The organism is Streptomyces sp. NPDC107654 (assembly GCF_055639035.1).
Genome location: NZ_JBVKBI010000027.1, coordinates 40,838 through 65,195, shown reverse-complemented (window position 1 = coordinate 65,195; position 24,358 = coordinate 40,838). Strand labels below are relative to the sequence as shown.

24 protein-coding genes and 1 pseudogene are annotated in these 24,358 nt (G+C 72.2%); 13 read left to right on the top strand and 12 right to left on the bottom strand.

The window, feature by feature from the left end; translation table 11 throughout:
• Positions 1 to 61: 61 nt before the first annotated feature.
• The 7 genes from ACZ7N4_RS33220 to ACZ7N4_RS33190 form a co-directional block, all read right to left on the bottom strand.
• A complete protein-coding gene (locus ACZ7N4_RS33220) occupies positions 62 to 400 on the bottom strand; it encodes a DUF3817 domain-containing protein (protein WP_471366069.1) in 339 nt (112 codons plus the stop codon).
• Between the two features lie 43 nt (positions 401 to 443).
• The gene (locus tag ACZ7N4_RS33215) at positions 444 to 953 is read right to left on the bottom strand and encodes a MarR family winged helix-turn-helix transcriptional regulator (RefSeq protein WP_467931492.1); all 510 of its coding nucleotides are present in this window, start codon (positions 951 to 953) and stop codon (positions 444 to 446) included.
• 102 nt (positions 954 to 1,055) lie between these two features.
• Positions 1,056 to 1,706: a TetR/AcrR family transcriptional regulator gene (locus ACZ7N4_RS33210; protein ID WP_471366065.1), complete on the bottom strand. Its 651-nt coding sequence runs from the start codon at positions 1,704 to 1,706 to the stop codon at positions 1,056 to 1,058.
• Entirely contained in the window at positions 1,703 to 2,383 is a 681-nt protein-coding gene (locus ACZ7N4_RS33205) for a DUF4166 domain-containing protein (RefSeq protein ID WP_471366062.1), read from the bottom strand. Before ACZ7N4_RS33205 ends, ACZ7N4_RS33210 begins: the two co-directional genes overlap by 4 nt.
• Positions 2,380 to 3,165 (bottom strand): hypothetical protein, encoded by a 786-nt coding sequence (locus tag ACZ7N4_RS33200; protein ID WP_471366059.1) that lies wholly within the window; start codon positions 3,163 to 3,165, stop codon positions 2,380 to 2,382. Before ACZ7N4_RS33200 ends, ACZ7N4_RS33205 begins: the two co-directional genes overlap by 4 nt.
• 151 nt (positions 3,166 to 3,316) lie before the next feature.
• Positions 3,317 to 3,610: an MTH1187 family thiamine-binding protein gene (locus ACZ7N4_RS33195; protein WP_356154803.1), complete on the bottom strand. Its 294-nt coding sequence runs from the start codon at positions 3,608 to 3,610 to the stop codon at positions 3,317 to 3,319.
• Complete coding sequence (locus ACZ7N4_RS33190; protein WP_471366054.1) at positions 3,607 to 3,957, bottom strand: DUF3817 domain-containing protein; 351 nt, start codon at positions 3,955 to 3,957, stop codon at positions 3,607 to 3,609. The genes ACZ7N4_RS33195 and ACZ7N4_RS33190 overlap by 4 nt, the downstream gene beginning before the upstream one ends.
• 153 nt (positions 3,958 to 4,110) lie before the next feature.
• Here ACZ7N4_RS33190 and ACZ7N4_RS33185 point away from each other — a divergent pair, with 153 nt between their 5' ends.
• From ACZ7N4_RS33185 to ACZ7N4_RS33170, 4 genes are all read left to right on the top strand, one after another.
• Positions 4,111 to 4,743: an AIM24 family protein gene (locus tag ACZ7N4_RS33185; protein ID WP_471366159.1), complete on the top strand. Its 633-nt coding sequence runs from the start codon at positions 4,111 to 4,113 to the stop codon at positions 4,741 to 4,743.
• 1 nt (position 4,744) lies between these two features.
• Positions 4,745 to 5,395 (top strand): AIM24 family protein, encoded by a 651-nt coding sequence (locus ACZ7N4_RS33180; protein WP_471366049.1) that lies wholly within the window; start codon positions 4,745 to 4,747, stop codon positions 5,393 to 5,395.
• The gene (locus ACZ7N4_RS33175) at positions 5,392 to 6,201 is read left to right on the top strand and encodes an AIM24 family protein (RefSeq protein ID WP_471366046.1); all 810 of its coding nucleotides are present in this window, start codon (positions 5,392 to 5,394) and stop codon (positions 6,199 to 6,201) included. The genes ACZ7N4_RS33180 and ACZ7N4_RS33175 overlap by 4 nt, the downstream gene beginning before the upstream one ends.
• Positions 6,202 to 6,293: 92 nt before the next feature.
• Positions 6,294 to 6,770, top strand: coding sequence for a MarR family winged helix-turn-helix transcriptional regulator (locus tag ACZ7N4_RS33170; protein ID WP_471366043.1), 477 nt, complete (start codon positions 6,294 to 6,296; stop codon positions 6,768 to 6,770).
• Here the strand turns inward: ACZ7N4_RS33170 and ACZ7N4_RS33165 are convergent.
• The 3 genes and pseudogenes from ACZ7N4_RS33165 to ACZ7N4_RS33155 form a co-directional block, all read right to left on the bottom strand.
• Positions 6,724 to 7,981: pseudogene (locus ACZ7N4_RS33165) on the bottom strand (MFS transporter). The gene ACZ7N4_RS33170 and the pseudogene ACZ7N4_RS33165 sit on opposite strands and share 47 nt — an antisense overlap.
• 147 nt (positions 7,982 to 8,128) lie before the next feature.
• Positions 8,129 to 9,085, bottom strand: a complete 957-nt coding sequence (gene meaB / locus ACZ7N4_RS33160) for a methylmalonyl Co-A mutase-associated GTPase MeaB (RefSeq protein ID WP_467931504.1) — start codon at positions 9,083 to 9,085, stop codon at positions 8,129 to 8,131.
• A 69-nt stretch (positions 9,086 to 9,154) separates the two neighbouring features.
• Positions 9,155 to 10,354, bottom strand: coding sequence for an acetyl-CoA C-acetyltransferase (locus tag ACZ7N4_RS33155; RefSeq protein WP_471366038.1), 1,200 nt, complete (start codon positions 10,352 to 10,354; stop codon positions 9,155 to 9,157).
• A 150-nt stretch (positions 10,355 to 10,504) separates the two neighbouring features.
• Here ACZ7N4_RS33155 and mce point away from each other — a divergent pair, with 150 nt between their 5' ends.
• The 7 genes from mce (at position 10,505) to ACZ7N4_RS33120 (ending at position 21,173) form a co-directional block, all read left to right on the top strand.
• On the top strand, positions 10,505 to 10,945 hold the full coding sequence (gene mce / locus ACZ7N4_RS33150) for a methylmalonyl-CoA epimerase (RefSeq protein ID WP_471366035.1): 441 nt from the start codon (positions 10,505 to 10,507) through the stop codon (positions 10,943 to 10,945).
• Between the two features lie 205 nt (positions 10,946 to 11,150).
• Positions 11,151 to 15,251 (top strand): polarized growth protein Scy, encoded by a 4,101-nt coding sequence (gene scy, locus ACZ7N4_RS33145; RefSeq protein ID WP_471366031.1) that lies wholly within the window; start codon positions 11,151 to 11,153, stop codon positions 15,249 to 15,251.
• 187 nt (positions 15,252 to 15,438) lie between these two features.
• The gene (locus ACZ7N4_RS33140) at positions 15,439 to 16,374 is read left to right on the top strand and encodes a cellulose-binding protein (RefSeq protein WP_471366027.1); all 936 of its coding nucleotides are present in this window, start codon (positions 15,439 to 15,441) and stop codon (positions 16,372 to 16,374) included.
• Between the two features lie 671 nt (positions 16,375 to 17,045).
• Positions 17,046 to 17,999 carry an ABC transporter ATP-binding protein gene (locus tag ACZ7N4_RS33135; RefSeq protein ID WP_471366024.1) on the top strand — a complete coding sequence of 318 codons (954 nt, stop codon included), beginning with the start codon at positions 17,046 to 17,048 and terminating at the stop codon, positions 17,997 to 17,999.
• Positions 18,000 to 18,004: 5 nt separating this feature from the next.
• On the top strand, positions 18,005 to 18,778 hold the full coding sequence (locus ACZ7N4_RS33130; protein ID WP_471366019.1) for an ABC transporter permease: 774 nt from the start codon (positions 18,005 to 18,007) through the stop codon (positions 18,776 to 18,778).
• Positions 18,779 to 18,909: 131 nt separating this feature from the next.
• Complete coding sequence (locus ACZ7N4_RS33125) at positions 18,910 to 20,292, top strand: ABC transporter ATP-binding protein (protein ID WP_471366015.1); 1,383 nt, start codon at positions 18,910 to 18,912, stop codon at positions 20,290 to 20,292.
• On the top strand, positions 20,289 to 21,173 hold the full coding sequence (locus ACZ7N4_RS33120; RefSeq protein WP_471366010.1) for an ABC transporter permease: 885 nt from the start codon (positions 20,289 to 20,291) through the stop codon (positions 21,171 to 21,173). Before ACZ7N4_RS33125 ends, ACZ7N4_RS33120 begins: the two co-directional genes overlap by 4 nt.
• A 25-nt stretch (positions 21,174 to 21,198) precedes the next feature.
• On the opposite strand, the gene ACZ7N4_RS33115 is transcribed toward ACZ7N4_RS33120, so the two are convergent.
• Positions 21,199 to 21,531 (bottom strand): ATP/GTP-binding protein, encoded by a 333-nt coding sequence (locus ACZ7N4_RS33115; RefSeq protein WP_471366006.1) that lies wholly within the window; start codon positions 21,529 to 21,531, stop codon positions 21,199 to 21,201.
• Between the two features lie 233 nt (positions 21,532 to 21,764).
• Between ACZ7N4_RS33115 and ACZ7N4_RS33110 the strand changes: the two genes are divergently transcribed.
• Positions 21,765 to 22,793 (top strand): LLM class flavin-dependent oxidoreductase, encoded by a 1,029-nt coding sequence (locus tag ACZ7N4_RS33110; RefSeq protein WP_471366002.1) that lies wholly within the window; start codon positions 21,765 to 21,767, stop codon positions 22,791 to 22,793.
• A gap of 115 nt (positions 22,794 to 22,908) precedes the next feature.
• Here ACZ7N4_RS33110 and ACZ7N4_RS33105 read toward each other — a convergent pair whose 3' ends face one another.
• On the bottom strand, positions 22,909 to 23,301 hold the full coding sequence (locus ACZ7N4_RS33105; protein WP_190013271.1) for an SCO5389 family protein: 393 nt from the start codon (positions 23,299 to 23,301) through the stop codon (positions 22,909 to 22,911).
• Positions 23,302 to 23,577: 276 nt separating this feature from the next.
• Between ACZ7N4_RS33105 and nucS the strand changes: the two genes are divergently transcribed.
• Complete coding sequence (nucS, locus tag ACZ7N4_RS33100; RefSeq protein WP_471365997.1) at positions 23,578 to 24,249, top strand: endonuclease NucS; 672 nt, start codon at positions 23,578 to 23,580, stop codon at positions 24,247 to 24,249.
• The last annotated feature ends 109 nt before the right edge of the window (positions 24,250 to 24,358 follow it).

The following is a 24,358-nucleotide window of genomic DNA, read 5'->3' as shown; positions in this document are numbered from 1 at the left end:
TACTTGGACGTCCTAGTAAATGTCGATGGCAGACCGCCGCACGTCCGTACGGCGGTGTCCGCTAGACCTTGGCGACGGCCGGCGCCTCGTCGGCGACCCGGGCCTCCAGCTCGCGGCTGATCTTCCGCTCCACGAAGAAGGCGGCGGTGGGGATCGTCCCCGCGAGCAGCACCCACAGCTGGCGGCCGACCGGCATCTTGGCCTTGGAGCCCAGGTCGAACGCGAAGATCAGGTAGAGGACGTACAGCCAGCCGTGGGCGATGGCGACGACCCGGGTGAAGTCGGCGGCACCGTCGACGTCCAGCCCGTACTTCGCGATCATGCTCAGGCAGAGCAGCACCAGCAGCACGCCGGTGGTGTAGGCCATGACGCGGTAGCGGGTCAGCACGCTTTTTTTCATGGAGACGAGCGTAACCACCCGTTCCGGGAGATCTTGCCCGGGGTCACTGCTCCTCGAAGTCGTGTGCCGCGATCCGCAGCGGACGGAGCATCGCGAAGATCTCCCGGCACTCCTCCGCGTCGTACACCCCGAGACCGAAGTCCATGGCCATCAGGTCGCGGGTGGCCGCGTCGACCACCTCGCGGCCCTTGTCGGTGATGACGGCGAGCGTGCCGCGCCCGTCGTTGGGATTGGGCCGCTTGGCGACCAGCCCCGACCTGACCAGCCGGTCCACGGTGTTCGTCACGGACGTGGGGTGCACCATCAGCCGCTCACCGATCTTGGACATCGGCAGCTCACCGGCCTTGGAGAAGGTGAGCAGCACCAGCGCCTCGTAGCGGGCGAACGTCAGCCCGTACGGCTTGACCACCGCGTCCACCTCGGCGAGCAGGATCTGCTGGGCCCGCATGATCGAGGTGATCGCGGCCATGGGCGGCACGTTTCCCCAGCGCTGCTTCCAGAGCTCGTCGGCACGGGCGATGGGGTCGAACGGAAGGCTGAGAGGCTTCGGCACGTCATCAGACCCTACCGGCCGGTCATATGCCGGTCAGCTCCGTCTCGCCTTTCGGTCTCCGGGCGGTCACGGAGGCGCGCCACGGGGGCTGGGCCCCGGCCGTCAGGGGCGTCCGCGGCGCCGCAGGTGGTGGCGGACGGCGCGCTGGGCGACCGGCCCCAGGGACTCCACCGCGGCCACCAGCGCCCCCAGCTGTTCCAGCGCGTCCAGCGCCGCGTGCGCCCCCGCCTCGTCCACCCCCTCGTACAGCTCGATCCCCACGAAGGACGCCGCCACGGCCCGCGCCAGCCCCGCCGGGTCGGCGAACTCCCCGAACGGCGTCGCCGTGAGCACCCGCCCGAGCACCTGCTCGATCTCGGTGATCCACAGGTCGAGCCCGGCCGCCGTGGCCGGCCCCAGCGCCGGATGGGTCGGCGCGCCGGCCAGCAGCTGTCCGAGCAGCGCCACCTGTCCCCCGGCCCGCTCGCGCTCGTGGATCTCGCGCCCGACCGCGAGGAGCTCGGAGAGCGAGCCCACCGTGGCGAGCCGCTCCCGGTACCGGCCCACGGCCTTCTCCGCGCCGTACCGGCAGGCCGCCGCCAGCAGCTCGTCCACGGATCCGAAGTGGTAGAAGACGAGCGCCTGGTTGACGCCGGCCGCCGCCGCCACCGTCCGGGCCGAGGTCTTGGCGATGCCCTGTTCGGTGAGCGTCCGCAGCGCTCCCTCCAGCAGCCTGGTCTTGGTCTCCTGCGCCTTCGCGGTCTCCGGGCTCATGCGCGCGCCTCCTCCCGCACCGGCCGCAGCCCGGGCCGCACCCCGCACGCGCGGACGTCGGTGTACGACGCGGTGAAGGAGCCCTCGTAGCCGAAGAGCGGCCCGATGTACCGGTTCACCACCCGGACCCGGATGCGGAAGCGCCCGGCCCGCTCGTCGTACGCCTCCCGCACCTCGGCCGTGGCGCCGACCAGCTCGGGGACGCGGACGTCCACCGGACCCTCCCGGAAGCGGTGGACGCCGGAGCGGATGAGCAGGGAGCCGTCGGGCTCGGCTCGGAAGTGGAGGTCGCTCGCGAGGTGCTGGTGGGTGCCGAGGTAGTCGAGGACGCGGTCGCCCCGGGGGCCGAGCACCATCTGCGCGTCGAAGCGGCGGGCGCGGCCGGGCAGGTGGAAGGTGCGCACGAAGCTCACCGTCTCACGGCCGAAGGTGTCGGCGTAGGGCACGTTCTCGATCACGAACGGGACGTGGCGGCCGGCCCGGGGAACCAGGATGTTCCGGGTGGCGCCGAGGGCGAGGAACGGCTTCACGAACGCCGGCCCGTGCCAGATCCGGTCCATCACGCCCCGGCCGGTGCAGGCCTCGCCGCTGTCCAGGCCCACCGAGAAGCGGCGCCGCAGGGCAGGGTGGAGGCGGTGGAAGTCGGGGCCCATCACGGTCTGGAAGATCGAGGTCATGCGTTCTCCTCCAAGGTCGCCCGGAGTTCCGGGGGCAGGGGCTGGAGCGTCGTCAGGAGGCGGGGCGCTCGGACGCGGCCGGCGGGGGCGCGCAGACAGCGGCGGGCGGCCGGGGTGCCGGCGAGCGGCGCCTTGAACAGGGCGCACCAGACGCCGACCACGAGCAGCAGCGGGCAGAGGTAGGCCGTGGCGTCGCCGAGGGGGCCCGGCGGGCCGGGGAGGGAGCCGCGCAGCAGCACGGCCAGGCAGCCGGCGAGCAGGAGCGCGCGGAGTGCCAGTTCGGCCAGCCAGTTGGCCAGGGCCCGCTCGGGGCTGATGCCCCGCTCCAGCCAGAGCCGCAGCCGGTCGAAGGACCAGGCGGTCGCCCAGCCCACGAGCGGGCGGAACAGCAGGCGGTCGGCGAGGGCGCCGGGGGCTCCCCAGCGGGGGCGGTAGTCGTAGCCGGTGAGGAAGCGGACGCCCCGGGCGTCGGGGACGTAGCGCCAGTAGCCGCTGCCCTCGGCGATCAGGGAGAGGGGGTGCGGGGAGGCGAAGCGCAGGGCGGAGGTGCGGGTGCCGTCGGGGCGCTCCTTCTCTCCGGCGGCGACGCCGGTGCCGGAGACCGTGAGGAACGGCAGGACGCGCGTGGCGTACCGGAAGCGCTGGGGCTCGTCGTCCGCGCGCGGGAGGTAGGCGATCTCGGTGAAGCGCAGGTCCCAGCGCTGGTGACGGGCCGGGTCCTGGGTGCGGGCCCACAGCTCGTCGAGGTCGGCGCGGATGCGTGTCTCTATGTAGAGACCCATGTGTTCCCCCACGTCAGCACGGTGTTTGAGCGACTGCTCAAATCGTCTGGCGCGGAACGTACACCACTTTGAGCGATCGCTCAAACCAGGGGAACGGAAAAACCCCGGCCCTCAGGACCGGGGTTGGCCGTCGGAGCGCCGGCGGGCGGCGCTACCGGGCCAGGTACCGCTCGACGGTCTCGACCTTCGAGGTGAGGCCGTCCGTCACGCCGGGCCGGATGTCGGCCTTGAGGACGAGCGACACGCGGGGCGCGCGCGCCTCCACGGCGGCGACGGCGCGCTTGACGACGTCCATGACCTCGTCCCACTCGCCCTCGACGGAGGTGAACATGGCGTCGGTGCGGTGGGGCAGGCCCGACTCGCGGACCACGCGCACGGCGTCGGCGACGTACTCCCCCACGTCCTCGCCGACGCCGAGGGGCGTCACGGAGAAGGCGACGATCATGCGTTCACGACCCCTTCCTTGCGGGCGCGGGCGGCGATGACGGCGTCCTCGGACTCGCGGCGCAGCGCGCGCTCGATGACGAAACCGCCGCCGGGGATGAACGAGTAGGCGAAGTAGAGGGCGGCCTTGCCCTTGTTCCACTTGGTGCGGTTCCAGGCGTCCAGCCAGAAGAGCACGTAGAGGATGAACAGCACGCCGTGGATCGGGCCGAGCACCGGGGCGACGTCGAAGCCGGAGGCCACCGTGTACTTGATGACCGTGCAGGTCGCGAGCACGATCCAGGAGATGCCCTCCGGCACGGAGATCAGGCGCAGGCGGCGGATGGCGGAGGCTGTCTTCAGGTCCACGGTTCACCTTCGGTGGGAGAGTCGTTTGTGAACGCACGCACAAGCGTTCCCCCATTGTGGCAAACCGCGTCCCCAGGGGTCCGCTCAGGGTGGGTATCCACCCACGGGCCCTGTTCCGTCCACCCGCCCGGCGGCTACTTTCGCAGCGTGGCGATGTTCCGACTCCAAGGGAGCAAGGTGCTCGCCGTCGACATGACCGGGGACGCCGTCAAGGCGAGGAACGGCTCGATGGTCGCGTACGACGGGCGGATGGCCTTCAAGAAGCTGAGCGGCGGCGGCGAGGGGCTGCGCGGGATGGTGACCCGGCGGCTCACCGGCGAACAGATGACGGTGATGGAGGTGAAAGGACACGGGACCTGCTGGTTCGCGGACCGGGCGTCCGAGATCAACCTGGTCAGCCTCCGGGGCGACAGGCTCTGCGTCGAGGCGGGCAACCTGCTGGCGACGGACGCGGGGCTGAGAACGGGCACGACGTTCACGGGACTGCGCGGGGCCTCGCAGGGCAACGGCCTGTTCACGACGACCGTGGAGGGCCACGGGCAGGCGGCGATCCTCTCCGACGGCCCGGCGGTCGTCCTCCGGGTCAGCCCGCAGTACCCGCTGATCGTGGACCCGGGCGCCTACGTGGCGCACCAGGGCGATGTCCGGCAGTCCTTCCAGTCCGGCGTGACCTTCCGCACGCTCCTCGGGGAGGGCGGCGGCGAGGCGTTCCAGATCCGCTTTGAGGGCGACGGGCTGGTGTACGTGCAGCCGAGCGAGCGGAACACGATCGCGGGGGACGTGTGAGATGACCTTCCGAGAGATCAACTCCAAGATGGTCGAGGCGACCGTGGCGCCGGGGCAGCGGCTGTTCAGCCAGCGCGGGGCGATGCTCGCCTACCGGGGCGAGGTGTCCTTCACACCCAACGTGCAGGGCGGCCAGGGCGGGCTGATGTCCATGATCGGGCGCCGGGTGGCCGGCGAGGCGGCACCGCTGATGACCGTGGAGGGCAGCGGCACCGTCTTCTTCGGGCACGGCGGCCATCACGTCCATGTGATCGCCCTGACCGGCGACACCCTCTACGTCGAGGCGGACCGGCTGCTGGCCTTCGAGGGCACGCTGCGGCAGGGCACGATGTTCCTCGGCTCGCAGGGCGGGGTCATGGGCATGGTGCGGGGGCAGGTGACGGGTCAGGGCCTGTTCACCACGACCCTCCAGGGGCACGGCTCGGTGGCCGTCATGGCGCACGGCGGCGTCTTCGAGATCCCGGTCACCCCGCAGCGCCCGGTCCATGTCGACCCCCAGGCCTACGTCGCCCACCACGGCGAGGTCCGCACCAAGCTGTCCGCCGCGCTGGGCTGGCGCGAGATGGTCGGCCGGGGCTCCGGCGAGGCCTTCCAGCTGGAGCTGAGCGGCGACGGCACGGTCTACGTGCAGGCGTCGGAGGAGAAGCTGTGAGCACCTACGGAAGTCCGGGCGCCGGGCCGGTCGTGTACGACCCGGTGACCCTGCCCGCCGACGACAACGTGAACCCGTACACCTTCTGCGTGGAGCTGAAGAGCGGGCAGTGGTTCCTGCAGAAGGGAAAGATGATCGCCTACTACGGGGCGATCGAGTTCAACGGCATCGGGCTCGGTCGACTCGACCGGCTTGTCCGGAGTTCCTTTCATTCGCCACTGCACGCGAGCGACTGGGTGGTGGCGGAGGGCTCCGGGAAGATGCTGCTGGCCGACCGGGCCTTCGACGTCAACTCCTACGACCTGGACGACGGGAACTTGACCATTCGCGCGGGCAACCTGCTCGCTTTTCAGCCAAGTCTCGCGCTGAAGCAATCGATCGTGCCGGGTTTTCTGACCCTTATCGGAACCGGGAAGTTTGTGGCCGCATCTAACGGTCCGGTGGTGTTCGTGGAACCTCCGATCCGGGTCGACCCTCAGGCGCTCGTCGGGTGGGCCGACTGCCCGTCCCCGTGCCATCACTACGACCACGGGTACCTGACGGGTGTACTGGGCGGTCTACGTGCGATGACGGGCTTCGGCGGGGTCTCCGGGGAGGAGCACCAGTTCGAGTTCGCGGGCGCCGGGACGGTCCTGCTGCAGTCGACGGAGACCCTCATGGCCGAGGCCGCGACGGGTACGGTTCCGCCCGAACCGGGGGTCCCCGGAGGTGGCGGAACGACACCGGGCGGACACGGTCCGCAATCGTCGGGCGCACCGCGCCTTCCCGGACAGCTGGGAGACCTCCAGCGTCGCTTCGGGCTGTGAGCGGTAGTCTGCGGAGTGTGACGTCGAACGCGTGCGCACTGTCACACCACCCGAAGTAGTTCGTCATTCAACTTCTTAGGTAGACTTCATTCATGGAGACCGAGACGGCCACGCGCTGGCTGACCGATGCGGAGCAGTGCGCCTGGCGCACCCACCTGGAGGTCAACAGGCTGTTGACGTACCAGCTCGAAAAGGATCTGCAGCCGTTCGGCCTGACAATGAACGACTACGAGATCCTCGTGAACCTGTCCGAGTCGGACGACGTACGGATGCGGATGAGCGACCTCGCCTCCGCGACCCTCCAGTCCAAGAGCCGGCTCTCGCACCAGATCACGCGCATGGAGAACGCCAACCTGGTGCGCCGGGAGAACTGCGAGTCGGACCGGCGGGGGCTTTATGCCGTGCTCACCGAGCACGGCATGGAGACGATGCGGAAGGTCGCGCCGCACCACGTGTCATCGGTCCGGCGGCACTTCATCGACCTGCTGTCGGCCGACGCGCTGATGGAACTCGACAAGGCGCTCAAACCGATCGCCGAGCACCTGAGAGGGCAGCGGGGGCGCCCCTGAGCCCGCGGCCCGCGGCCACGGCGGGCAGCACGGCCACCCCTCCCGCCAGGAGGAAGCACACCTCCAGCGGCACCCGGCCGATCAGCAGGCCCATCGCCATCGCCCCGCCCGAACTCCCCGTGTTGACCGCCATGTTCACCCAGGCCCCGGCCCGGGTGCGGGTGGCCTCGGTCGCCGACTCGTCGGCCAGGAGGTAGGCCGTGGTCAGCGCGAAAGCGACGAACGCGCCCGCGAGGGCCATCACCCCGGTGAGGGCCCACAGACCGGGGGCGAGGGCCGCTGCCGCCAGCGTCAGCCCCAGGGCCGCGGCGAACCGGTACAGCCGGGCGCGGGCGGTCGTACGCCAGTGCAGCGCCCCGTTGGCCAGACCGCCCAGCGCGCTGCCCGCCGAGAGCGCGCCGAGGACCCAGGGGACCAGGGCGGGATCGTGGGAGCGTTCGGTGGCGAACGCCATCACCAGCAGTTCCACGGAGCTGAGGGCGAGCCCCACGGCCAGGGCGACCGCGACCGGCGGCAGCAGGTCCCGCACCGGGGCCGGCTGCCGTTCGCCGCGGGCGGCGGGGCGCGGGGCGGTCATCACCGGGGAGGTGACGAAGGCCCAGGTGCCGACCGTGTTCAGGGCGGCGCTCAGCAGGATGCCGGCGGCGGGCGGGGCGAAGGCCAGGAGCCCGCCGACGAGGGCCGGGCCGGAGACGTACAGCAGTTCCTCGGCGACGCCGTCCAGGCTGTAGGCGCGCTGCAACAGCGCCCGGTCGGCGACCAGTTCGGACCACAGGGCGCGCATGACCGGGCCCAGCGGCGGCGCGCAGCAGCCCGCGAGCGCGGCCGCGGCTGCGACGGCCGCCGTCGGTGCCCCGGGACGCCAGGTCAGCGCGGCCAGGACGGTCAGCAGGGCGCCGTAGAGCACGGACATGGTCAGCAGGGCCCGGCGCGGGCCGGCCGGGGGTCCCCCCGCGTGGGCGGAGCCGGGCGTGGGGGCGGTCGATCAGGGCGGCCCGCAGCGGCATCAGGAAGACCGTCGTCGCCCCGAACAGGGACAGCGTGAGGCCGGAGACGGCCCAGGAGCCGGTGGCCCGGGTGACGGACAGCAGGACGGCGAGGGAGACGGTGCCGTAGGACAGGCGGGCCGCCAGCGCGGCGGTGAAGGTGCGGCGCGCGTGCGGGACGCGCAGGACGGCGGCGTACGAGGGCCGCGAAGGGTGCGTGGACACGCGGAGGTTCCTCGGGGAGAGGCGGAAGAGGAGACACCGAAGGGCGCGGTGGCCGTTCGCGACGGCCCCGCGCTCCCGGGTGCGCTCTACGCCTGGGAGAGGAACATGGCGGTCAAGCTAGCAGTACGCCGGCGGGGGTGACCAGGGTCAGCCCTGTGTCAGGCCCGCGACCAGTTCGTCGGCCGCGCGGTACGGGTCGAGTTCGCCGGCGACGATGCGCTCGGCGAGGGCGCTGAGGCGGCGGTCGCCGTGCAGGTCGCCGATGCGTTCGCGCAGCGCGGTGACGGCGATGGTCTCCACTTCGCGGGCCGCGCGGGCTCTGCGGCGCTCGGCGAGGACACCGCGCTCCTCCATCCAGGCCCGGTGCTTCTCCAGGGCCTCCACCACCTCGTCGACGCCCTCGGCGCGGGCCGCGACCGTCTTCACGATCGGCGGCCGCCAGTCGCCGGGGCCGCGGGCCTCGCCCAGGCCCAGCATGTGGTTCAGCTCGCGGGCGGTGGCGTCGGCGCCGTCCCGGTCGGCCTTGTTGACGACGTACACGTCGCCGATCTCCAGGATGCCGGCCTTCGCCGCCTGGATGCCGTCGCCCATGCCGGGGGCCAGCAGGACCACGCTGGTGTCCGCCTGAGAGGCGATCTCCACCTCCGACTGGCCCACGCCGACCGTCTCGACCAGGATCACGTCGCAGCCCGCCGCGTCGAGCACCCGGATGGCCTGCGGAGCCGCCCAGGCGAGGCCGCCGAGGTGGCCGCGGGTGGCCATCGAGCGGATGTAGACGCCGGGGTCGGAGGCGTGGTCCGACATCCGGACCCGGTCGCCGAGCAGGGCGCCGCCGGAGAACGGGGACGAGGGATCGACGGCGAGGACGCCGACCCGTCTGCCCTGCTTGCGGTAGGCGGTGACGAGGGCGGAGGTGGAGGTGGACTTGCCGACGCCGGGCGAGCCGGTCAGACCGACCACATAGGCGTTCCCGGTGAGCGGCGCGAGCGCCGCCATCACCTCCCTGAGCTGCGGGGACGCCCCCTCCACGAGGGAGATCAGCCGGGCCACGGCCCGCGGCCGGCCTTCCCTGGCCTGGGCCACCAGAGAGGAGACGTCCTGCATCACAGCTCCGTTCACTTCACCGACGTACCGGAATCAGGCCTGGGGTACCGGGACCAGGCCTACGGTGTCTCAGGCCTTCGGTACCCGCACGATCAGGGCGTCACCCTGGCCGCCGCCGCCGCACAGCGCGGCCGCGCCGACACCGCCGCCGCGGCGCTTCAGCTCCAGCGCCAAGTGGAGCACGATCCGGGCGCCGGACATGCCGATCGGGTGGCCCAGCGCGATCGCGCCGCCGTTGACGTTCACCTTTTCCGTGGACACGCCGAGGTCCTTCATTGACTGCACGGCGACGGCGGCGAAGGCCTCGTTGATCTCGATGAGGTCCAGGTCGGAGACGTCCAGGCCGTCCTTCTTCAGGGCGTGCCGGATGGCGTTGGACGGCTGGGACTGCAGCGAGTTGTCGGGGCCGGCCACATTGCCGTGCGCGCCGATCTCGGCGAGCCAGGTCAGGCCCAGCTCCTCGGCCTTGGCCTTGCTCATCACGACGACCGCGGCGGCGCCGTCGGAGATCTGCGAGGAGGTGCCGGCGGTGATGGTGCCGTCCTTGGCGAAGGCCGGGCGGAGCTTGCCCAGGGACTCCACGGTGGTGTCGCCGCGGATGCCCTCGTCCTTGCTGAACAGCACCGGGTCGCCCTTGCGCTGCGGGATCTCCACCGGGGTGATCTCGGCCTCGAACAGGCCGTTCTTCTGGGCGGCGGCGGCCCGCTGGTGGGACAGCGCGGCGATCTCGTCCTGCTCGGGGCGCTTGATGCCGAGGCGGGTGTTGTGCTTCTCGGTGGACTCGCCCATCGGGATGTTCTCCCACGGGTCGGTCAGGCCGTCGTGGGCCATCGCGTCGAGCATCTGCACCGCGCCGTACTTGAAGCCCTCGCGGGACTTGGGCAGCAGGTGGGGGGCGTTGGTCATGGACTCCTGGCCGCCCGCGACGATGATGTCGAACTCGCCGGCGCGGATCAGCTGGTCCGCGAGGGCGATGGCGTCGAGACCGGAGAGACACACCTTGTTGATGGTGAGCGCCGGGACGTTCATGGGGATGCCGGCCTTGACGGCGGCCTGGCGGGCCGGGATCTGGCCCGCGCCGGCCTGCAGGACCTGGCCCATGATCACGTACTGCACCTGGTCGCCGCCGATCCCCGCACGGTCGAGGGCGGCCTTGATCGCGAAGCCGCCCAGGTCGGCTCCGGAGAAGGACTTGAGCGAGCCCAGCAGCCGCCCCATGGGCGTCCGGGCGCCCGCGACGATCACCGAGCTGGTCGTTCCAGAAGACATGAGGTGCGATCCCCTTCCAGCTGCCGAGCAGCCGAGGAGTGAACGAGGGTTTACTTCGAATGTACTGAGCGGTTGGACACGGCGTCACCGGCCTGCCGGTGTGATCGCGCGCACGTTGCGTAACCACCCCGGGAGCGCTGCACTGAGTTCATGCTGACGCGAATCGACCACATCGGGATCGCCTGCCACGACCTCGACGCGACCGTCGAGTTCTACCGGGCCACGTACGGCTTCGAGGTGTTCCACACCGAGGTCAACGAGGAACAGGGCGTGCGCGAGGCCATGCTCAGGATCAACGAGACCTCGGACGGCGGTGCCTCCTACCTCCAGCTGCTGGAACCGACCCGTGAGGACTCCACGGTCGCCAAGTGGCTCGCGAAGAACGGGGAGGGCGTCCACCACATCGCCTTCGGCACGGCGGACGTCGACGCGGACTCCGAGGAGATCCGCGGCAAGGGCGTCCGGGTGCTGTACGAGGAGCCGCGGAGGGGCTCCATGGGGTCGCGGATCACCTTCCTCCACCCCAAGGACTGCCATGGTGTTCTGACAGAACTGGTCACTTCGGCCCCGGTTGAGTCACCTGAGCACTGACCCCCGTACATAAGGGCCGGTAGGGTTGGGGGCGATCGTCCCCGAAACGGGGACGGTCGCATGCCGGGGTCCGGGTTTCGGGGGACGTGCGTCGGGGCAGCAGCCCGTGCTCCGCCGTTGATCTGACACCATTCCCCGGGGGCCCCGTTCGGCGGAGGACGAGGCTCGTTGGAGAAGCTGACCAGGGGACGGATGGGACCGCGCAGTGCGGGGCTACGAGAGCCAGGAGCGAGAGCCGGCGGCTGACGTCGACCACCTCTCTCGGTTCGAGGCCGAGATGAAGCGGCTGAGGACCGAGCGCGAGAAGGCGATCCAGCACGCCGAGGACCTCGGCTACCAGGTCGAGGTGCTGCGCGCCAAGCTGCACGAGGCGCGGCGCACCCTCATGACCCGGCCCGCCTACGACGCGGGTGACATCGGCTACCAGGCCGAGCAGTTGCTCCGCAACGCCCAGATGCAGGCCGAGCAGCTGCGCCAGGACGCCGAGCGGGAGCTGAGCCAGGCCCGGGCGCAGACCCAGCGCATCCTCCAGGAGCACGCCGAGCAGGCCGCCCGGCTCCAGGCCGAGCTGCACCAGGAGGCGGTGACCCGGCGCCAGCAGCTCGACCAGGAGCTGGCCGAGCGCCGCGCCACCGTCGAGTCGCACGTCAACGAGAACGTCGCCTGGGCGGAGCAGCTGCGCGCCCGGACGGAGCAGCAGGCCCGCCGGCTGCTGGACGAGTCCCGCGCGGAGGCCGAGCAGGCGATGGCCGCCGCCCGCGCGGAGGCCGAGCGGCTGACCCGGGAGGCCCGGGAGCGGCTGCGGAGCGAGGCCGAGTCGGCGCGCGCGGAGGCCGAGCAGATCCTGCGCCGGGCCCGCACGGACGCCGAGCGGCTGCTGAACGCCGCCTCCACGCAGGCCCAGGAGGCCACCGAGCACGCCGAGCAGCTGCGTACGACGACGGTCACCGAGTCGGACGCCGCCCGGCGGCAGGCCGCCGAGCTGACCCGGGCCGCCGAGGAGCGGATGACCGCGGCCGAGGAGGCGCTGCGCAAGGCGCAGGCCGAGGCCGAGAAGGTGGTCACCGAGGCGAAGGAGGCCGCCGCCAAGGCCCTCGCGAGCGCCGAGGCCGCCAACGAGACCCGCACGCGCACCGCCAAGGAGCAGGTCGCCCGGCTGGTCGAGGAGGCCACCAAGGACGCCGAGCACACCAGGTCCGAGGCCGAGCAGCTGGTCGCGGACGCCCGGGCCGAGGCCGAGAAGATCGTCGCCGAGGCCGCCGAGAAGGCCCGCACGATCACCGCCGAGGAGACGGCCACCCAGCTGTCCAAGGCGGCCAGGACCGCCGAGGAGGTCCTCAACAAGGCGTCCGAGGACGCCCGGAAGACCACCAGGGCCGCCGCCGAGGAGGCCGAGCGGATCCGCTCGGAGGCCGAGACCGAGGCGGACCGGCTGCGCGCCGAGGCGCACGACATCGCCGAGCAGCTCAAGGGTGCGGCGAAGGACGACACCAAGGAGTACCGCGCCAAGACGGTCGAGCTGCAGGAGGAGGCCCGCCGGCTGCGCGGCGAGGCCGAGCAGCTGCGCGCCGACGCGGTCGCCGAGGGCGAGTCGATCCGTGCCGAGGCCCGCCGGGAGGCGGTGGCGCAGATCGAGGAGGCGGCCAAGTCCGCCGAGGAGCTGCTGGCGAAGGCCAAGGCGGACGCCGACGAGCTGCGGCAGAGCGCGACCGCCGACAGCGAGAAGGTCCGCACCGAGGCCATCGAGCGCGCCACGAGCCTGCGCCGGCAGGCCGAGGAGACCCTGGAGCGCACCCGCGCGGAGGCCGAGCGGCTGCGCGCCGAGGCCGCCGAGCAGGCGGAGACGGTCGCCGCGGACGCCGAGAAGGCCGCGCGGGAGCTGCGCGAGGAGACCGAGAAGGCCGTCGCGGCCCGCCGTACCGAGGCCGCCGAGGAGCTGGCGCGGCTGCAGACGGAGGCGCAGGAACGGCTGGCGTCGGCCGAGCAGGCGCTGACCGACGCCCGCGAGGCGGCCGCCCGGATCCGCAAGGAGGCCGCCGAGGAGACCGAGCGGCTGCGCGCGGAGTCCGCCGACCGGATCCGTACGCTCCGGCAGCAGGCCGAGGCCGAGGCCGAGCGGCTGCGCACCGAGGCCGCGTCCGACGCGTCCGCCTCCCGCGCCGAGGGCGAGGCCGTCGCCGTACGGCTGCGGTCCGAGGCCGCCGCCGAGGCCGAGCGGCTGAAGGCGGAGGCGCAGGACACCGCCGACCGGGTGCGCGCGGAGGCGCAGGCCGCCGCCGAGCGGCTCGGCGCCGAGGCGTCCGAGACGCTGGCCGCCGCGCAGGAGGAGGCCGCCCGGCGCCGCCGCGAGGCCGAGGAACTCCTCGGCGCGGCCCGCGAGGAGGCCGACCAGGAGCGGCAGCGGGCCCGGGAGCAGAGCGAGGAGCTGCTGGCGTCCGCCCGCAAGCGGGTGGAGGAGGCGCAGGCCGAGGCCACCCGGCTGGTGGAGGAGGCCGACCGGCGGGCCACCGAGATGGTCGCCGCCGCCGAGCAGCACGCGCAGCAGGTCCGGGACTCCGTCGCCGGGCTGCACGAGCAGGCGCAGGAGGAGATCGCCGGGCTGCGCTCGGCCGCCGAGCACGCGGCGGAGCGCACGAAGCGGGAGGCCGAGGAGGAGGCGGACCGGGTCCGCACCGATGCCTACGCGGAGCGGGAGCGGGCCGGCGAGGACGCCACCCGGATCCGGCGCGAGGCGGACGAGGAGTCCAAGGCCGCCAAGGCGCTGGCCGAGCGGACGATGGCGGAGGCCATCGCGGAGGCCGAGCGGCTGCGCGCGGACGCCGGCGACTACGCCCAGCGGGTGCGCACCGAGGCCTCGGACGCGCTGGCCGAGGCGGACCAGGCGGCGGCCCGTACCCGGGCGGACGCCCGCGAGGACGCCAACCGCATCCGTTCGGACGCGGCCACCCAGGCCGACACCCTCATCACCGAGGCCCGCAACGAGGCCGAGCGGCTCCAGACCGAGACCGTCGCCGAGGCCGACCGGGTGCGCACCGAGGCGCTCGCGGAGGCGGAGCGGCTCCAGGCGGAGACCGCCGCCGAGGCGGAGCGGATCCGCACGGAGGCGTCGGAGACGCTCACCGAGGCCAACGAGGCGGCGACGCGTACCCGCGCGGAGGCCCGCGAGGACGCCAACCGCATCCGTTCGGACGCGGCCACCCAGGCCGACACCCTCATCACCGAGGCCCGCAACGAGGCCGAGCGGCTCCAGACCGAGACCGTCGCCGAGGCCGACCGGGTGCGTGCCGAGGCGCTCGCGGGTGCCGAGCAGCTGCTCGCGGAGGCCACCGACGAGGCCGAGCGGCTGCGCGCGGAGGCCGCGGAGACGGTCGGTTCCGCACAGGCGCACGCCGAGCGGCTGCGGGCCGAGGCGGAGCGCGCCAGGGCGGACGCGGAGGCGGAGGCCGAACGGCTCGTCGGCTCCGCGCGCGAGGAGGCCGAGCGGACCCTGGACGAGGCCCGCAAGGACGCCAACAAGCGGCGTTCGGAGGCGGCCGAGCAGGTCGACAAGCTCATCACGGAGACCACGGCGGAGGCCGACAAGCTGCTCACCGAGGCGCAGAAGCAGGCGCTGAAGACCACCGCGGACGCCGAGTCGCAGGCCGACACGATGGTCGGCGCGGCCCGCAGCGAGGCGGAGCGGATCGTCTCCGAGGCCACCATCGAGGGCAACTCGCTGGTGGAGAAGGCACGGACGGACGCGGACGAGCTGCTGGTCGGCGCCCGCCGGGACGCCACCGCGATCCGGCAGCGCGCGGAGGAACTGCGCGACCGCATCACCGGCGAGATCGAGGAGCTGCACGAGCGTGCCCGCCGCGAGGCCGCCGAGACGATGAAGTCCACCGGCGACCGCTGTGACGCGCTCATCAAGGCCGCCGAGGAGCAGCTGGCGAAGGCCGAGGCGAAGGCCAAGGAGCTGGTCTCGGACGCCGGTTCGGAGGCGGGCAAGGTGCGGATCGCCGCCGTGAAGAAGGCGGAGGGCCTGCTCAAGGAGGCCGAGCAGAAGAAGGCCAGCCTGATCAAGGAGGCCGAGGAGCTGAAGGCGGAGGCGATCCGCGAGGCCCGGCGCACGGTCGAGGAGGGCAAGCGGGAGCTGGAGATCCTGATGCGCCGGCGCGAGGACATCAACGCCGAGATCTCCCGGGTCCAGGACGTCCTGGAAGCGCTGGAGTCCTTCGAGACGCCCGCGTCCGGCAAGGACGGCGGGGTCAAGGCGGGCGCCACGGTGGGCGCCCCCCGTTCGGGTGGCAAGTCGTCAGAGAGCTAGCGCACGGGGTAGGTTCCGGTGTCTTCTGGGGGCTTTGCCCGACTCCTTGGCAAGCCGTCCGACGGTCAGCCACTCAAAAGGGGTGCCATTCTCCAGATCAAAACCGTATCCGCTCGATGACACACCGCTTCGGCCCCTAGGATTCCCCTTATCACCTCACTCACCGGTCTCATTCGACAGGAACCCCATGAGCGACACTTCCCCCTACGGCTTCGAGCTTGTGCGGCGTGGATACGACCGCGCTCAGGTGGACGAACGTATCTCCAAGCTCGTCTCCGACCGTGACAGCGCTCTCGCCCGCATCACCGCCCTGGAGAAGCGCATCGAGGAACTGCACCTCGAAACGCAGAACGCCCAGGCCCAGATCACGGATGCCGAGCCGTCGTACGCGGGTCTCGGCGCGCGGGTCGAGAAGATCCTGCGGCTGGCCGAGGAAGAGGCCAAGGAGCTGCGTGAGGAGGCCCGGCGAGCGGCCGAGCAGCACCGCGACCTCGCCGAGTCGGCAGCCCAGCAGGTCCGCAACGACGCCGAGTCGTACGCGTCCGAGCGCAAGGCCAAGGCCGAGGACGAGGGCGTCCGGATCGTCGAGAAGGCCAAGGCGGACGCGGCCCAGCTGCGCGCCGAGGCGCAGAAGGACGCGCAGTCCAAGCGCGAGGAGGCGGACGCCCTCTTCGAGGAGACCCGCGCCAAGGCCGCGCAGGCCGCCGCCGACTTCGAGACCAACCTGGCCAAGCGCCGCGAGCAGTCCGAGCGCGACCTGGCCTCGCGTCAGCAGAAGGCCGAGAAGCGGCTCGCCGAGATCGAGCACCGGGCCGAGCAGCTGCGCCTGGAGGCGGAGAAGCTGCGCACCGACGCCGAGCGCCGCGCCCGCCAGACGGTGGAGACCGCCCAGCGCCAGGCCGAGGACATCGTTGCGGACGCCAACGCCAAGGCCGACCGGATCCGTTCGGAATCCGAGCGCGAGCTGGCGGCGCTGACCAACCGCCGCGACTCCATCAACGCCCAGCTGACGAACGTCCGCGAGATGCTGGCCACGCTGACCGGTGCCGCGGTGGCCGCGGCCGGCACGTCCACCGACGACGAGCCGATCTCCCGGGGCGTTCCGGCCCAGCAGTCCCGGTAGGTCCGGGCAGTCGTACGACCGCTGAGGGGCGGTGGGGCCTGTTCCCGCCGCCCCTTCGCCGTCGCTAACGCAGGCCGTACAGGGGCGGTTCCTTCGTGCCGTCACCCGTCGACGGTGTCGAGGGTCCGCGGCCGGTCGTCCGGCCCGAGTACGGCGACCCGGCCGGGGCCGGTGGATACCGGTCCGGCTGTCCACGCCGGTGCGCCACAGCCGCCGTCCGTCGCCGGGGAGGCAGGCCGAGACGTGGTCGGCTTCGTCGCCGCCCGGCTTCCGGGTGGCGACGACGAGGGTGTTCCCGCCGACAGAGCCGGCCGCGCCGTGAAGCCGTCGTCGCCGCCTCCTGCGCGGAGCATCAGGTCCTCGTCGGCGGCGGGGACTTTGGCAGCATCTCGTACGGGCCGGATGGCTGCCACCAAGTTTTCTGCTCGCTTCACGTCTTGGCAGACCGCAGTGGACGCACGCGAAGTTGAGCCAGAACCCAATCTCGTGAACAAAGCCGGACGGGACCCGGCTGCCGCGCTGCCTGCGGGTGGCGTCGTCCAGGCCACCGTCCGGTCAACGTCCCCCGCCCTCGACGCCCCCGCGCCGTTCGAAGAGGCTGGAGCCCAGCGCGCCCCCTCCGGTGGCGGCCTCGAGTGGCAGGCGTCCCGGGCCCGTCCTAGCGTGGCCGCATGATCGAGCTGGAGGGGCTGACCAAGCGGTACGGCGACAAGGTGGCGGTCGACCGGCTGACCTTCACCGTGCGACCGGGCGTCGTGATGGGGTTCCTGGGACCCAACGGCGCAGGGAAGTCCACCACCATGCGGATGATCCTCGGGCTCGACCACCCTTCGGCCGGCGACGTCCGTATCGACGGCACGCCCTACGCCCGGCTCAGGGACCCGTTGACGTGCGTCGGCGCGCTGCTGGACGCCAAGGCCGTGCACGGCGGCCGGAGCGCCTACCACCACCTGCTCTGTCTCGCGCAGAGCAACGGCATCCCGGCCGCCCGGGTCAGCGAGGTGCTGGAGACCGTCGGGCTGACCGCCGTGGCGCGGAAGAAGGCCAAGGGGTTCTCGTACGGCATGGGGCAGCGGCTCGGGATCGCCGCCGCGCTGCTCGGGGACCCGCGGATCGTGATGTTCGACGAGCCGGTGAACGGGCTGGACCCGGAGGGCATCCACTGGATCCGGAACCTGATGAAGTCGCTGGCCGCGGAGGGCCGCACGGTGTTCGTGTCGAGCCACCTGATGAGCGAGATGGCGCTGACGGCCGATCACCTGGTGGTCATCGGGCGGGGGCGGCTGCTGGCGGACACCTCGATGGCCGACTTCATCCGGGCGAATGCGCGGTCGTACGTTCGGATCCGCTCGCCGCACCGGGAGCGGCTCCTCGACGTGCTGCACCAGGCGGGGATCACCGTCGTGGAGGCGGGCGGCGAGGCGCTGGAGGTGGAGGGCGACAAGGCCGGGCGGATCGGGGAGCTGGCCGCGCGGCACGGGCTCGTGCTGCACGAGCTGAGCCCGCGGCAGGCCTCGCTGGAGGAGGCGTTCATGCAGCTGACGGCCGAGACCGTGGAGTACCACGCGCACACCGGGGCCGCCGCGGTCCCGCGGGGCCGGGACGCCGGCTGGAAGGGGGCCTGAGAACCATGGCGGCCGTACAGGTCATCCGGTCCGAGTGGACCAAGATCCGGTCGGTGGCGTCCACGGTGTGGGCGCTGTCACTGGCCGTGGTGGTCACCGTCTCCCTCGGGATGCTGGTCTCCGCGCTCACGAACAGTCAGTACGAAAACATGCCGGCACGGGAACGGCTCTCCTTCGATCCCACGATGATCAGTTTCGCGGGCATGACCCTCGGCCAGCTCGCGATGATCGTGTTCGGGGTGCTGGTCGTCTCCACCGAGTACAGCACCGGCATGATCCGGGTCTCCCTGGCCGCGGTGCCGCGGCGCGGCGCCTTCCTGTTCGGCAAGGTCGCGGTGGCCACGGCACTCGCGCTCGCCGTCGGCATGGTCACCGCCTTCGCGGCCTTCCTCCTCGGCCAGGCGATGCTCGGCTCCCACCGGGCCGCCCTCGGCGACCCCGGGGTGCTGCGGGCGGTCGTCGGCGGCGGGCTGTACATGGCGCTGATCGCGGCGTTCTCCATGGGCGTCGCCGCGATGCTGCGCTCGCCGATGCTGTCCCTCGGCATCCTGATGCCGTTCTTCTTCCTGGTCTCGAACATCCTGGGCAACGTGGAGGCGACCAAGAAGATCGGCCGTTTCCTGCCCGACCAGGCCGGCAGCCGGATCATGCGGGTGGTCACCCGGGTGGGCGACGACACGCCCTACGGCCCCTGGGCCGGGCTCGGGATCATGGCGCTGTGGGTGCTCGCCGCGCTCGCGGGCGGCTACGTCCTCCTCAGGCGCCGGGACGCCCAGTAGGCCGGACGGTCACGTCCCGTGATCCTCTGGCTTTGCTTTCTTTTGAGCGGAACCGTCAGCGCCTCGATATCCTCCTAACCCTTACGGGGGCGTGTGCCCCGCTGTCCTGAACCTTTCGATGGGTGCGGAGCATGATCGAGGCTGTCGGCCTGACCAAGCGCTACGGCGACAAGACCGCCGTGTACAACCTTTCCTTCCAGGTGCGGCCAGGTGCCGTGACCGGCTTCCTCGGGCCGAACGGCTCGGGCAAGTCCACCACGATGCGGATGATCCTCGGGCTGGACAACCCCACGTCCGGGTCGGTCACCATCGGCGGCTACCCGTACCGCAACCTGCCCAACGCCCCCCGCCAGGTCGGCGCGCTGCTGGACGCCAAGGCCGTGCACGGCGGCCGGAGCGCCCGCAACCACCTGCTGAGCCTCGCCCAGCTGTCGGGCATCCCGGCCCGGCGCGTGGACGAGGTGCTCGGCGTCGTCGGTCTCCAGGGCGTGGCCCGCAAGCGTTCCAAGGGTTTCTCCCTCGGCATGGGCCAGCGCCTCGGCATCGCCGCCGCGCTGCTCGGCGACCCCCAGGTGCTGCTCTTCGACGAGCCGGTCAACGGCCTCGACCCCGAGGGCATCCTCTGGGTCCGCAACCTGATGAAGGCCCTCGCGGCCGAGGGCCGTACGGTCTTCGTCTCCTCCCACCTGATGAGCGAGATGGCGCTGACCGCCGACCACCTCATCGTGATCGGGCGCGGACAGCTGCTCGCCGACATGAGCGTGAAGGACTTCATCTCGGCCAACTCGGCCGACTTCGCCCGGGTGCGCACCCCCGACACCGAGCCGCAGCTGCGCGAGAAGCTGACCTCCGCGCTCACCGAGGCCGGCGGGCACGTCCTGCCCGAGCAGGACGGCGCGCTCCGGGTGACCGGGCTGCCGCTGCCCCGCATCAGCGACCTCGCGCACGAGGCGGACGTCCGGCTGTGGGAGCTGTCCCCGCACCAGGCCTCGCTGGAGGAGGCGTACATGCGGATGACGCAGGGCGCCGTGGACTACCGCTCCACCATCGACCAGAAGGCGGGCCTCCAGCAGCCGCTGCCGGCCGGAGCCCAGCCGCCCATGCCGGTCCCCGGCCAGGGCCAGCCCGGCTGGTACGCCCCGCCGCCGCCCGGAGGGCTGTACGGCGGTGCTCCGGGCACGGCACCGGGCATGGCGCCCGGCGGCCCGGCGGGGGCGGTCAACCCCTACGCCCAGCCGACGGCACCGGCTCAGCAGCCCCAGCAGGCCCCCCAGGCACAGCCGCCCGCGCAGCCCCAGCAGGCCCCGCAGGCACAGCCGCCCGCGCAGGTCCCCGCCGCCGCTCCGGTGGCGCAGGCGCAGCCGCCGGCCCTGACGAAGGAGGCGCCGCCCGCGCCCGCCACCGCTCCCCCGGCCCCCGCCACGGCCCCGGCCGCCCCCGCCGCCGCGGCTCCCGCCCCCGCCGCCGCGGCTCCCGCCCCCGCCGACCCGACCCAGCCCGAGGACGCCCGATGAGCACCCACCAGCCCCCGATGCCGCAGGCCCCGGCCGCCGCGCCCGACTGGCAGGCGGCGCCCGGCGGCTCGTACCCCGGCTACACCTCGCCCATCCCGGTCGTGCGCACCCACCTCGGACACGCGCTGGCCTCCGAGTGGACGAAGATCAGGTCGGTGCGCTCCACGATGTGGACGCTCGGCGTGTTCGTGCTGCTCGTCGTCGGGATCGGCCTGCTGGCCGGTGCCCTGATCGAGGCCAACTCCGACTCCGGCAGCCTCTCCGGTGAGAACCCGCTGTCCTTCGGCTTCTTCGGCCTGCTGCTCGGCAGCATCTGCATCATCACGCTCGGCGTGCTGACCACGGCCTCGGAGTACGGCACCGGCATGATCCGTACGACGATGACCGCGTGCCCCAGCCGGGCCCGGGTGCTCGCCGCCAAGTCGATCGTGTTCTGCGCCGTGGCCTTCGTCTTCACCCTGGTCACGTCCGGCTTCGTGGCCATGGTGCAGGCGTCGATGCTGGAGAACTCCGGCGCCCGTACGCCCAGCGGCGGGGAGTGGCTGAAGGCCACCGTCGGCATCAGTCTCTACATCGCGCTGCTCGGCCTGGTCTCGCTGCTCATCGGCTCGGTCATCCGGCACTCCGCGGGCGCGATCACCATCATGATCGGCGTGGTGCTCGCCCCGCTGGTGCTCGCGCTGTTCATGGTCTCGGAGTCGCTCGACAAGCTCCGTGAGTGGCTGTTCGAGTACTCGATCCCGAACCAGCTCAGCGTCTTCTACTCCAACTCCCTCAGCCAGTCCGGGCCGTCCGGCTGGGACCCGCTGTGGATCATGATCGGTGTGACGGCGGCGGTGTACGCGGGCGCGTACGCGCTGCTCCGGAGCCGGGACGTGTAGCCGTAACGGCCCCCCAGGCCCCGGTTCAGAACCTCGGCGCGTTACGGGACCGCTGCACCCGCGTGGTGCGGCGGTCCTTCGCGTTCCAGCAGGCCTTGTGCCAGTGCCGGCGGTCGTCGACACCCGCGTGCTCCGGCCACGCCACCACGTGCGGGACGCCGGAGGGGATCAGCTGGTCGCAGCCCGGGCAGCGGTAGGTCTTGCCCTCCGCGCCGGCCCCGGCGACATGGCGCACGCTCCACTCCTCGCCCAGCCAGCTCTCCGTCGACTGCCAGCCGCCGTACCGGCCGGCGCGGTCGTCCTCGGCGCTCCGGCCCGGTGATCCGGCTGCCTTCGGTCGGTTGCGGCGCGGGGACACGGGACACCTCTCGGGCTGTACGGGGAGCACGGGCTCCATCCAGCCTACGCGCCGCCGTGCGGGGTACGCGTCGGATACGCGTAAGGAACCAACCCGCCCAAGTCCCCCTCCAGGGCGACCCATTCTGCTGACAATCCGCAAATCCTTCCGGGCAGGCCGTGTCCTGGGCACGTGTCAGACGGTTATGCCGGGTGGGGGAGCTCCGGGTCGGAGCCAAGGAAGCAGGAAATGCGATGCACGTAGGAAGTTTTGTGCTGGCGGCCCAGTTCCCGGGCCAGGGTCCCGGGGAAGCCCTGCACCGGGCGGTGCGCTCGGCGGAGGTCGCCGAGCAGTCCGGGCTGGACGCCGTCTGGCTCGCCGAGCACCACTTCGTGCCGTACGGCACATGCCCGTCCGCGGTGACCCTGGCCGCGCTGCTGCTCGGCCGCACCCGCCGCATCCGGGTAGGTACCGCGGTCAGCGTACTGCCCACGGCCCACCCGGTGGCCCTCGGCGAGCAGGCCGCGCTGCTCCACGTCACCAGTGGCGGCCGGTTCACCCTGGGCGTCGGGCGGGGCGGTCCCTGGGTGGACCTGGAGGTGTTCGGCACGGGCCTGGAGGCGTACGAACACGGGTTCCCGGAGTCGCTCGATCTGCTGCTGCGCTGGCTCGGCGAGCCGTCGGTGGCGGCCTCCGGCGAGCGGTACTCCTTCCGCGAGGTGCCGGTCGTCCCCCGCCCCTCGGAGGCCCTGACGGAGAGCCCCGGCCCGGAGGTCGTCGTCGCCTGCACCTCGCCGGCGAGCGTGCGGCTGGCCGCCGAGCGCGGGCTGCCGATGCTCCTCGGCATGCACGTCGGGGACGAGGAGAAGGCCGAGATGGTCGCGCTGTGGCGGCACTGCGCCCGGGCGGCGGGCCGGCCGGCCGGGGAGATCGAGGGGGCCGCCCATGTCTCGGCCGGGGTCTGTCAGCTCGCCGACCGGCGCACGGACGCGGTGGAGACGCTGACCAAGGCGATGCCGGGCTGGCTGCGGCAGGGACTCGGGGCCCATGTGACGGTGGACGGACGGGCGCGCTCGATGCGCGACCCGTACGCCTACACCGAACTGCTCTGCGGACTGCACCCGGTGGGCACCCCGCGGCTGGCCGCCGACCGGCTCGCGGCCACCTCGGAGCGGACCGGCATCTCCCGCTTCGCCCTCCTGACGGAGGGTTCGGGCGACCTCGCGGCCACGGAGGAGAACCTGCGGCGCCTGGGCGCCGAGGTGCTGCCCCAGCTGCGCTGACCGGCCCGCCGCGCAAGCCACCTGGGGGGCTTGCCGCCCCGGTCCTGAATGCACCTCCCCCACGGTGGAGCGGCAAGCCGACGGCTGTCCGTCCCGGCCGTGCCGGAACCGCGCGTCAGCAGTCCCGCAGCTCCGGCGACTGGTTCAGCAACTGGTTGCGCACCGACGTGAAGCGGGCCAACGTCTCGTCCACCGAGGCGTCCAGCGGGAACACCGCCACACGGTGGCAGTTCTGGAAGGCCAGCCGTACACCGAAGTGCCGCTGCAGCGCGCCGCGTATGGCGTCGCTCGCGAGCGCGCGCAGCAGCTGGCCGCGCGCCTGCTCGTCCGGCGGGGGCGTCTGGTTGTCGGCGAAGGGTCCGCCGTCCACCTTCAGCTGGGCCACCAGGGAGCTGATCATCTCCCATGCGTAGGGCAGGGAGGTCCGGACGCAGTCGACGAAGTCTGCTTCGTCGACCTCGCCTCGCTCGGCCTGTTCGAGTAGGGCCGGTGAGACGTCGAGCGACATGGGTTCTCCTCTCGCACCCCCGAGGCACAGGGGTTGACGGACAGATAGGGGAGTTCGCGATTTCGAACACGCTCGGTACAGGGGCCGCAACCTCCCGTTCTCTACGGTAGGCAACGGTAGGTGACCACACCAGCAGAATGCGTATATGGAACGGTCCCGTTACGCCCACAATCGGCCAGGGATGAACAAGAGTTTCAAGGGACAAATGGGGCGATCCACAGGGAGCGGGGCGGGCGGATCGCGAGCACCGCGGGGTGTCGAGTAGCGTTGCCGACCATGCGTCTCGTCATTGCCCGCTGCTCGGTCGACTACGCCGGCCGGCTCACCGCCCACCTGCCCTCGGCGCCGCGACTGATCCTGGTCAAGGCGGACGGCAGCGTCTCCATCCACGCCGACGACAGGGCCTACAAGCCGCTCAACTGGATGTCGCCGCCCTGCACGCTGAAGGAGGGCACGGGCGAGGACGAGGGGGTGTGGACCGTCGTCAACAAGGGGGGCGAGAAACTGATCATCACGATGGAGGAGATCCTCCACGACTCCTCGCACGAACTGGGTGTGGACCCCGGTCTGATCAAGGACGGCGTGGAGGCGCACCTCCAGGAGCTCCTCGCCGACCGCATCGAGACGCTGGGCGAGGGGTACACCCTCATCCGCCGCGAGTACATGACCGCGATCGGCCCCGTGGACATCCTCTGCCGGGACGCCGAGGGCCGCACGGTGGCGGTGGAGATCAAGCGCCGGGGCGAGATCGACGGCGTCGAGCAACTCACCCGGTACCTCGAGCTGTTGAACCGCGACCCGCATCTGGCGCCGGTCCGCGGCGTCTTCGCCGCCCAGGAGATCAAGCCCCAGGCCCGCGTCCTCGCCACCGACCGCGGCATCAACTGCCAGATCCTGGACTACAACGCCCTGCGCGGCATCGAGGACGACAAGCTCCGCCTGTTCTGACCGAGCCCCCGGACGGCACCGGACCGCCACCGCCTCCTCGGCCGACGCCGCGTCCCCCGGGCAGCGTGCCCATGCCGGCCGCTGCCCTCCGACCGCCGTCCGCGTCCCC

What these genes read in the sequence shown, in the direction of transcription:
- meaB (WP_467931504.1), bottom strand. Translation starts at nt 9,085, where the DNA reads ATGCAGGACGTCTCCTCTCTGGTGGCCCAGGCCAGGGAAGGCCGGCCG.
- ACZ7N4_RS33180 (WP_471366049.1), top strand. Translation starts at nt 4,745, where the DNA reads ATGACCTTCCGAGAGATCAACTCCAAGATGGTCGAGGCGACCGTGGCG.
- mce (WP_471366035.1), top strand. Translation starts at nt 10,505, where the DNA reads ATGCTGACGCGAATCGACCACATCGGGATCGCCTGCCACGACCTCGAC.
- ACZ7N4_RS33110 (WP_471366002.1), top strand. Translation starts at nt 21,765, where the DNA reads ATGCACGTAGGAAGTTTTGTGCTGGCGGCCCAGTTCCCGGGCCAGGGT.
- ACZ7N4_RS33140 (WP_471366027.1), top strand. Translation starts at nt 15,439, where the DNA reads ATGAGCGACACTTCCCCCTACGGCTTCGAGCTTGTGCGGCGTGGATAC.
- nucS (WP_471365997.1), top strand. Translation starts at nt 23,578, where the DNA reads ATGCGTCTCGTCATTGCCCGCTGCTCGGTCGACTACGCCGGCCGGCTC.
- ACZ7N4_RS33105 (WP_190013271.1), bottom strand. Translation starts at nt 23,301, where the DNA reads ATGTCGCTCGACGTCTCACCGGCCCTACTCGAACAGGCCGAGCGAGGC.
- ACZ7N4_RS33195 (WP_356154803.1), bottom strand. Translation starts at nt 3,610, where the DNA reads ATGATCGTCGCCTTCTCCGTGACGCCCCTCGGCGTCGGCGAGGACGTG.
- ACZ7N4_RS33185 (WP_471366159.1), top strand. Translation starts at nt 4,111, where the DNA reads ATGTTCCGACTCCAAGGGAGCAAGGTGCTCGCCGTCGACATGACCGGG.
- ACZ7N4_RS33130 (WP_471366019.1), top strand. Translation starts at nt 18,005, where the DNA reads ATGGCGGCCGTACAGGTCATCCGGTCCGAGTGGACCAAGATCCGGTCG.
- ACZ7N4_RS33170 (WP_471366043.1), top strand. Translation starts at nt 6,294, where the DNA reads ATGGAGACCGAGACGGCCACGCGCTGGCTGACCGATGCGGAGCAGTGC.
- ACZ7N4_RS33120 (WP_471366010.1), top strand. Translation starts at nt 20,289, where the DNA reads ATGAGCACCCACCAGCCCCCGATGCCGCAGGCCCCGGCCGCCGCGCCC.
- ACZ7N4_RS33125 (WP_471366015.1), top strand. Translation starts at nt 18,910, where the DNA reads ATGATCGAGGCTGTCGGCCTGACCAAGCGCTACGGCGACAAGACCGCC.
- ACZ7N4_RS33200 (WP_471366059.1), bottom strand. Translation starts at nt 3,165, where the DNA reads ATGGGTCTCTACATAGAGACACGCATCCGCGCCGACCTCGACGAGCTG.
- ACZ7N4_RS33135 (WP_471366024.1), top strand. Translation starts at nt 17,046, where the DNA reads ATGATCGAGCTGGAGGGGCTGACCAAGCGGTACGGCGACAAGGTGGCG.
- ACZ7N4_RS33220 (WP_471366069.1), bottom strand. Translation starts at nt 400, where the DNA reads ATGAAAAAAAGCGTGCTGACCCGCTACCGCGTCATGGCCTACACCACC.
- ACZ7N4_RS33205 (WP_471366062.1), bottom strand. Translation starts at nt 2,383, where the DNA reads ATGACCTCGATCTTCCAGACCGTGATGGGCCCCGACTTCCACCGCCTC.
- ACZ7N4_RS33210 (WP_471366065.1), bottom strand. Translation starts at nt 1,706, where the DNA reads ATGAGCCCGGAGACCGCGAAGGCGCAGGAGACCAAGACCAGGCTGCTG.
- ACZ7N4_RS33155 (WP_471366038.1), bottom strand. Translation starts at nt 10,354, where the DNA reads ATGTCTTCTGGAACGACCAGCTCGGTGATCGTCGCGGGCGCCCGGACG.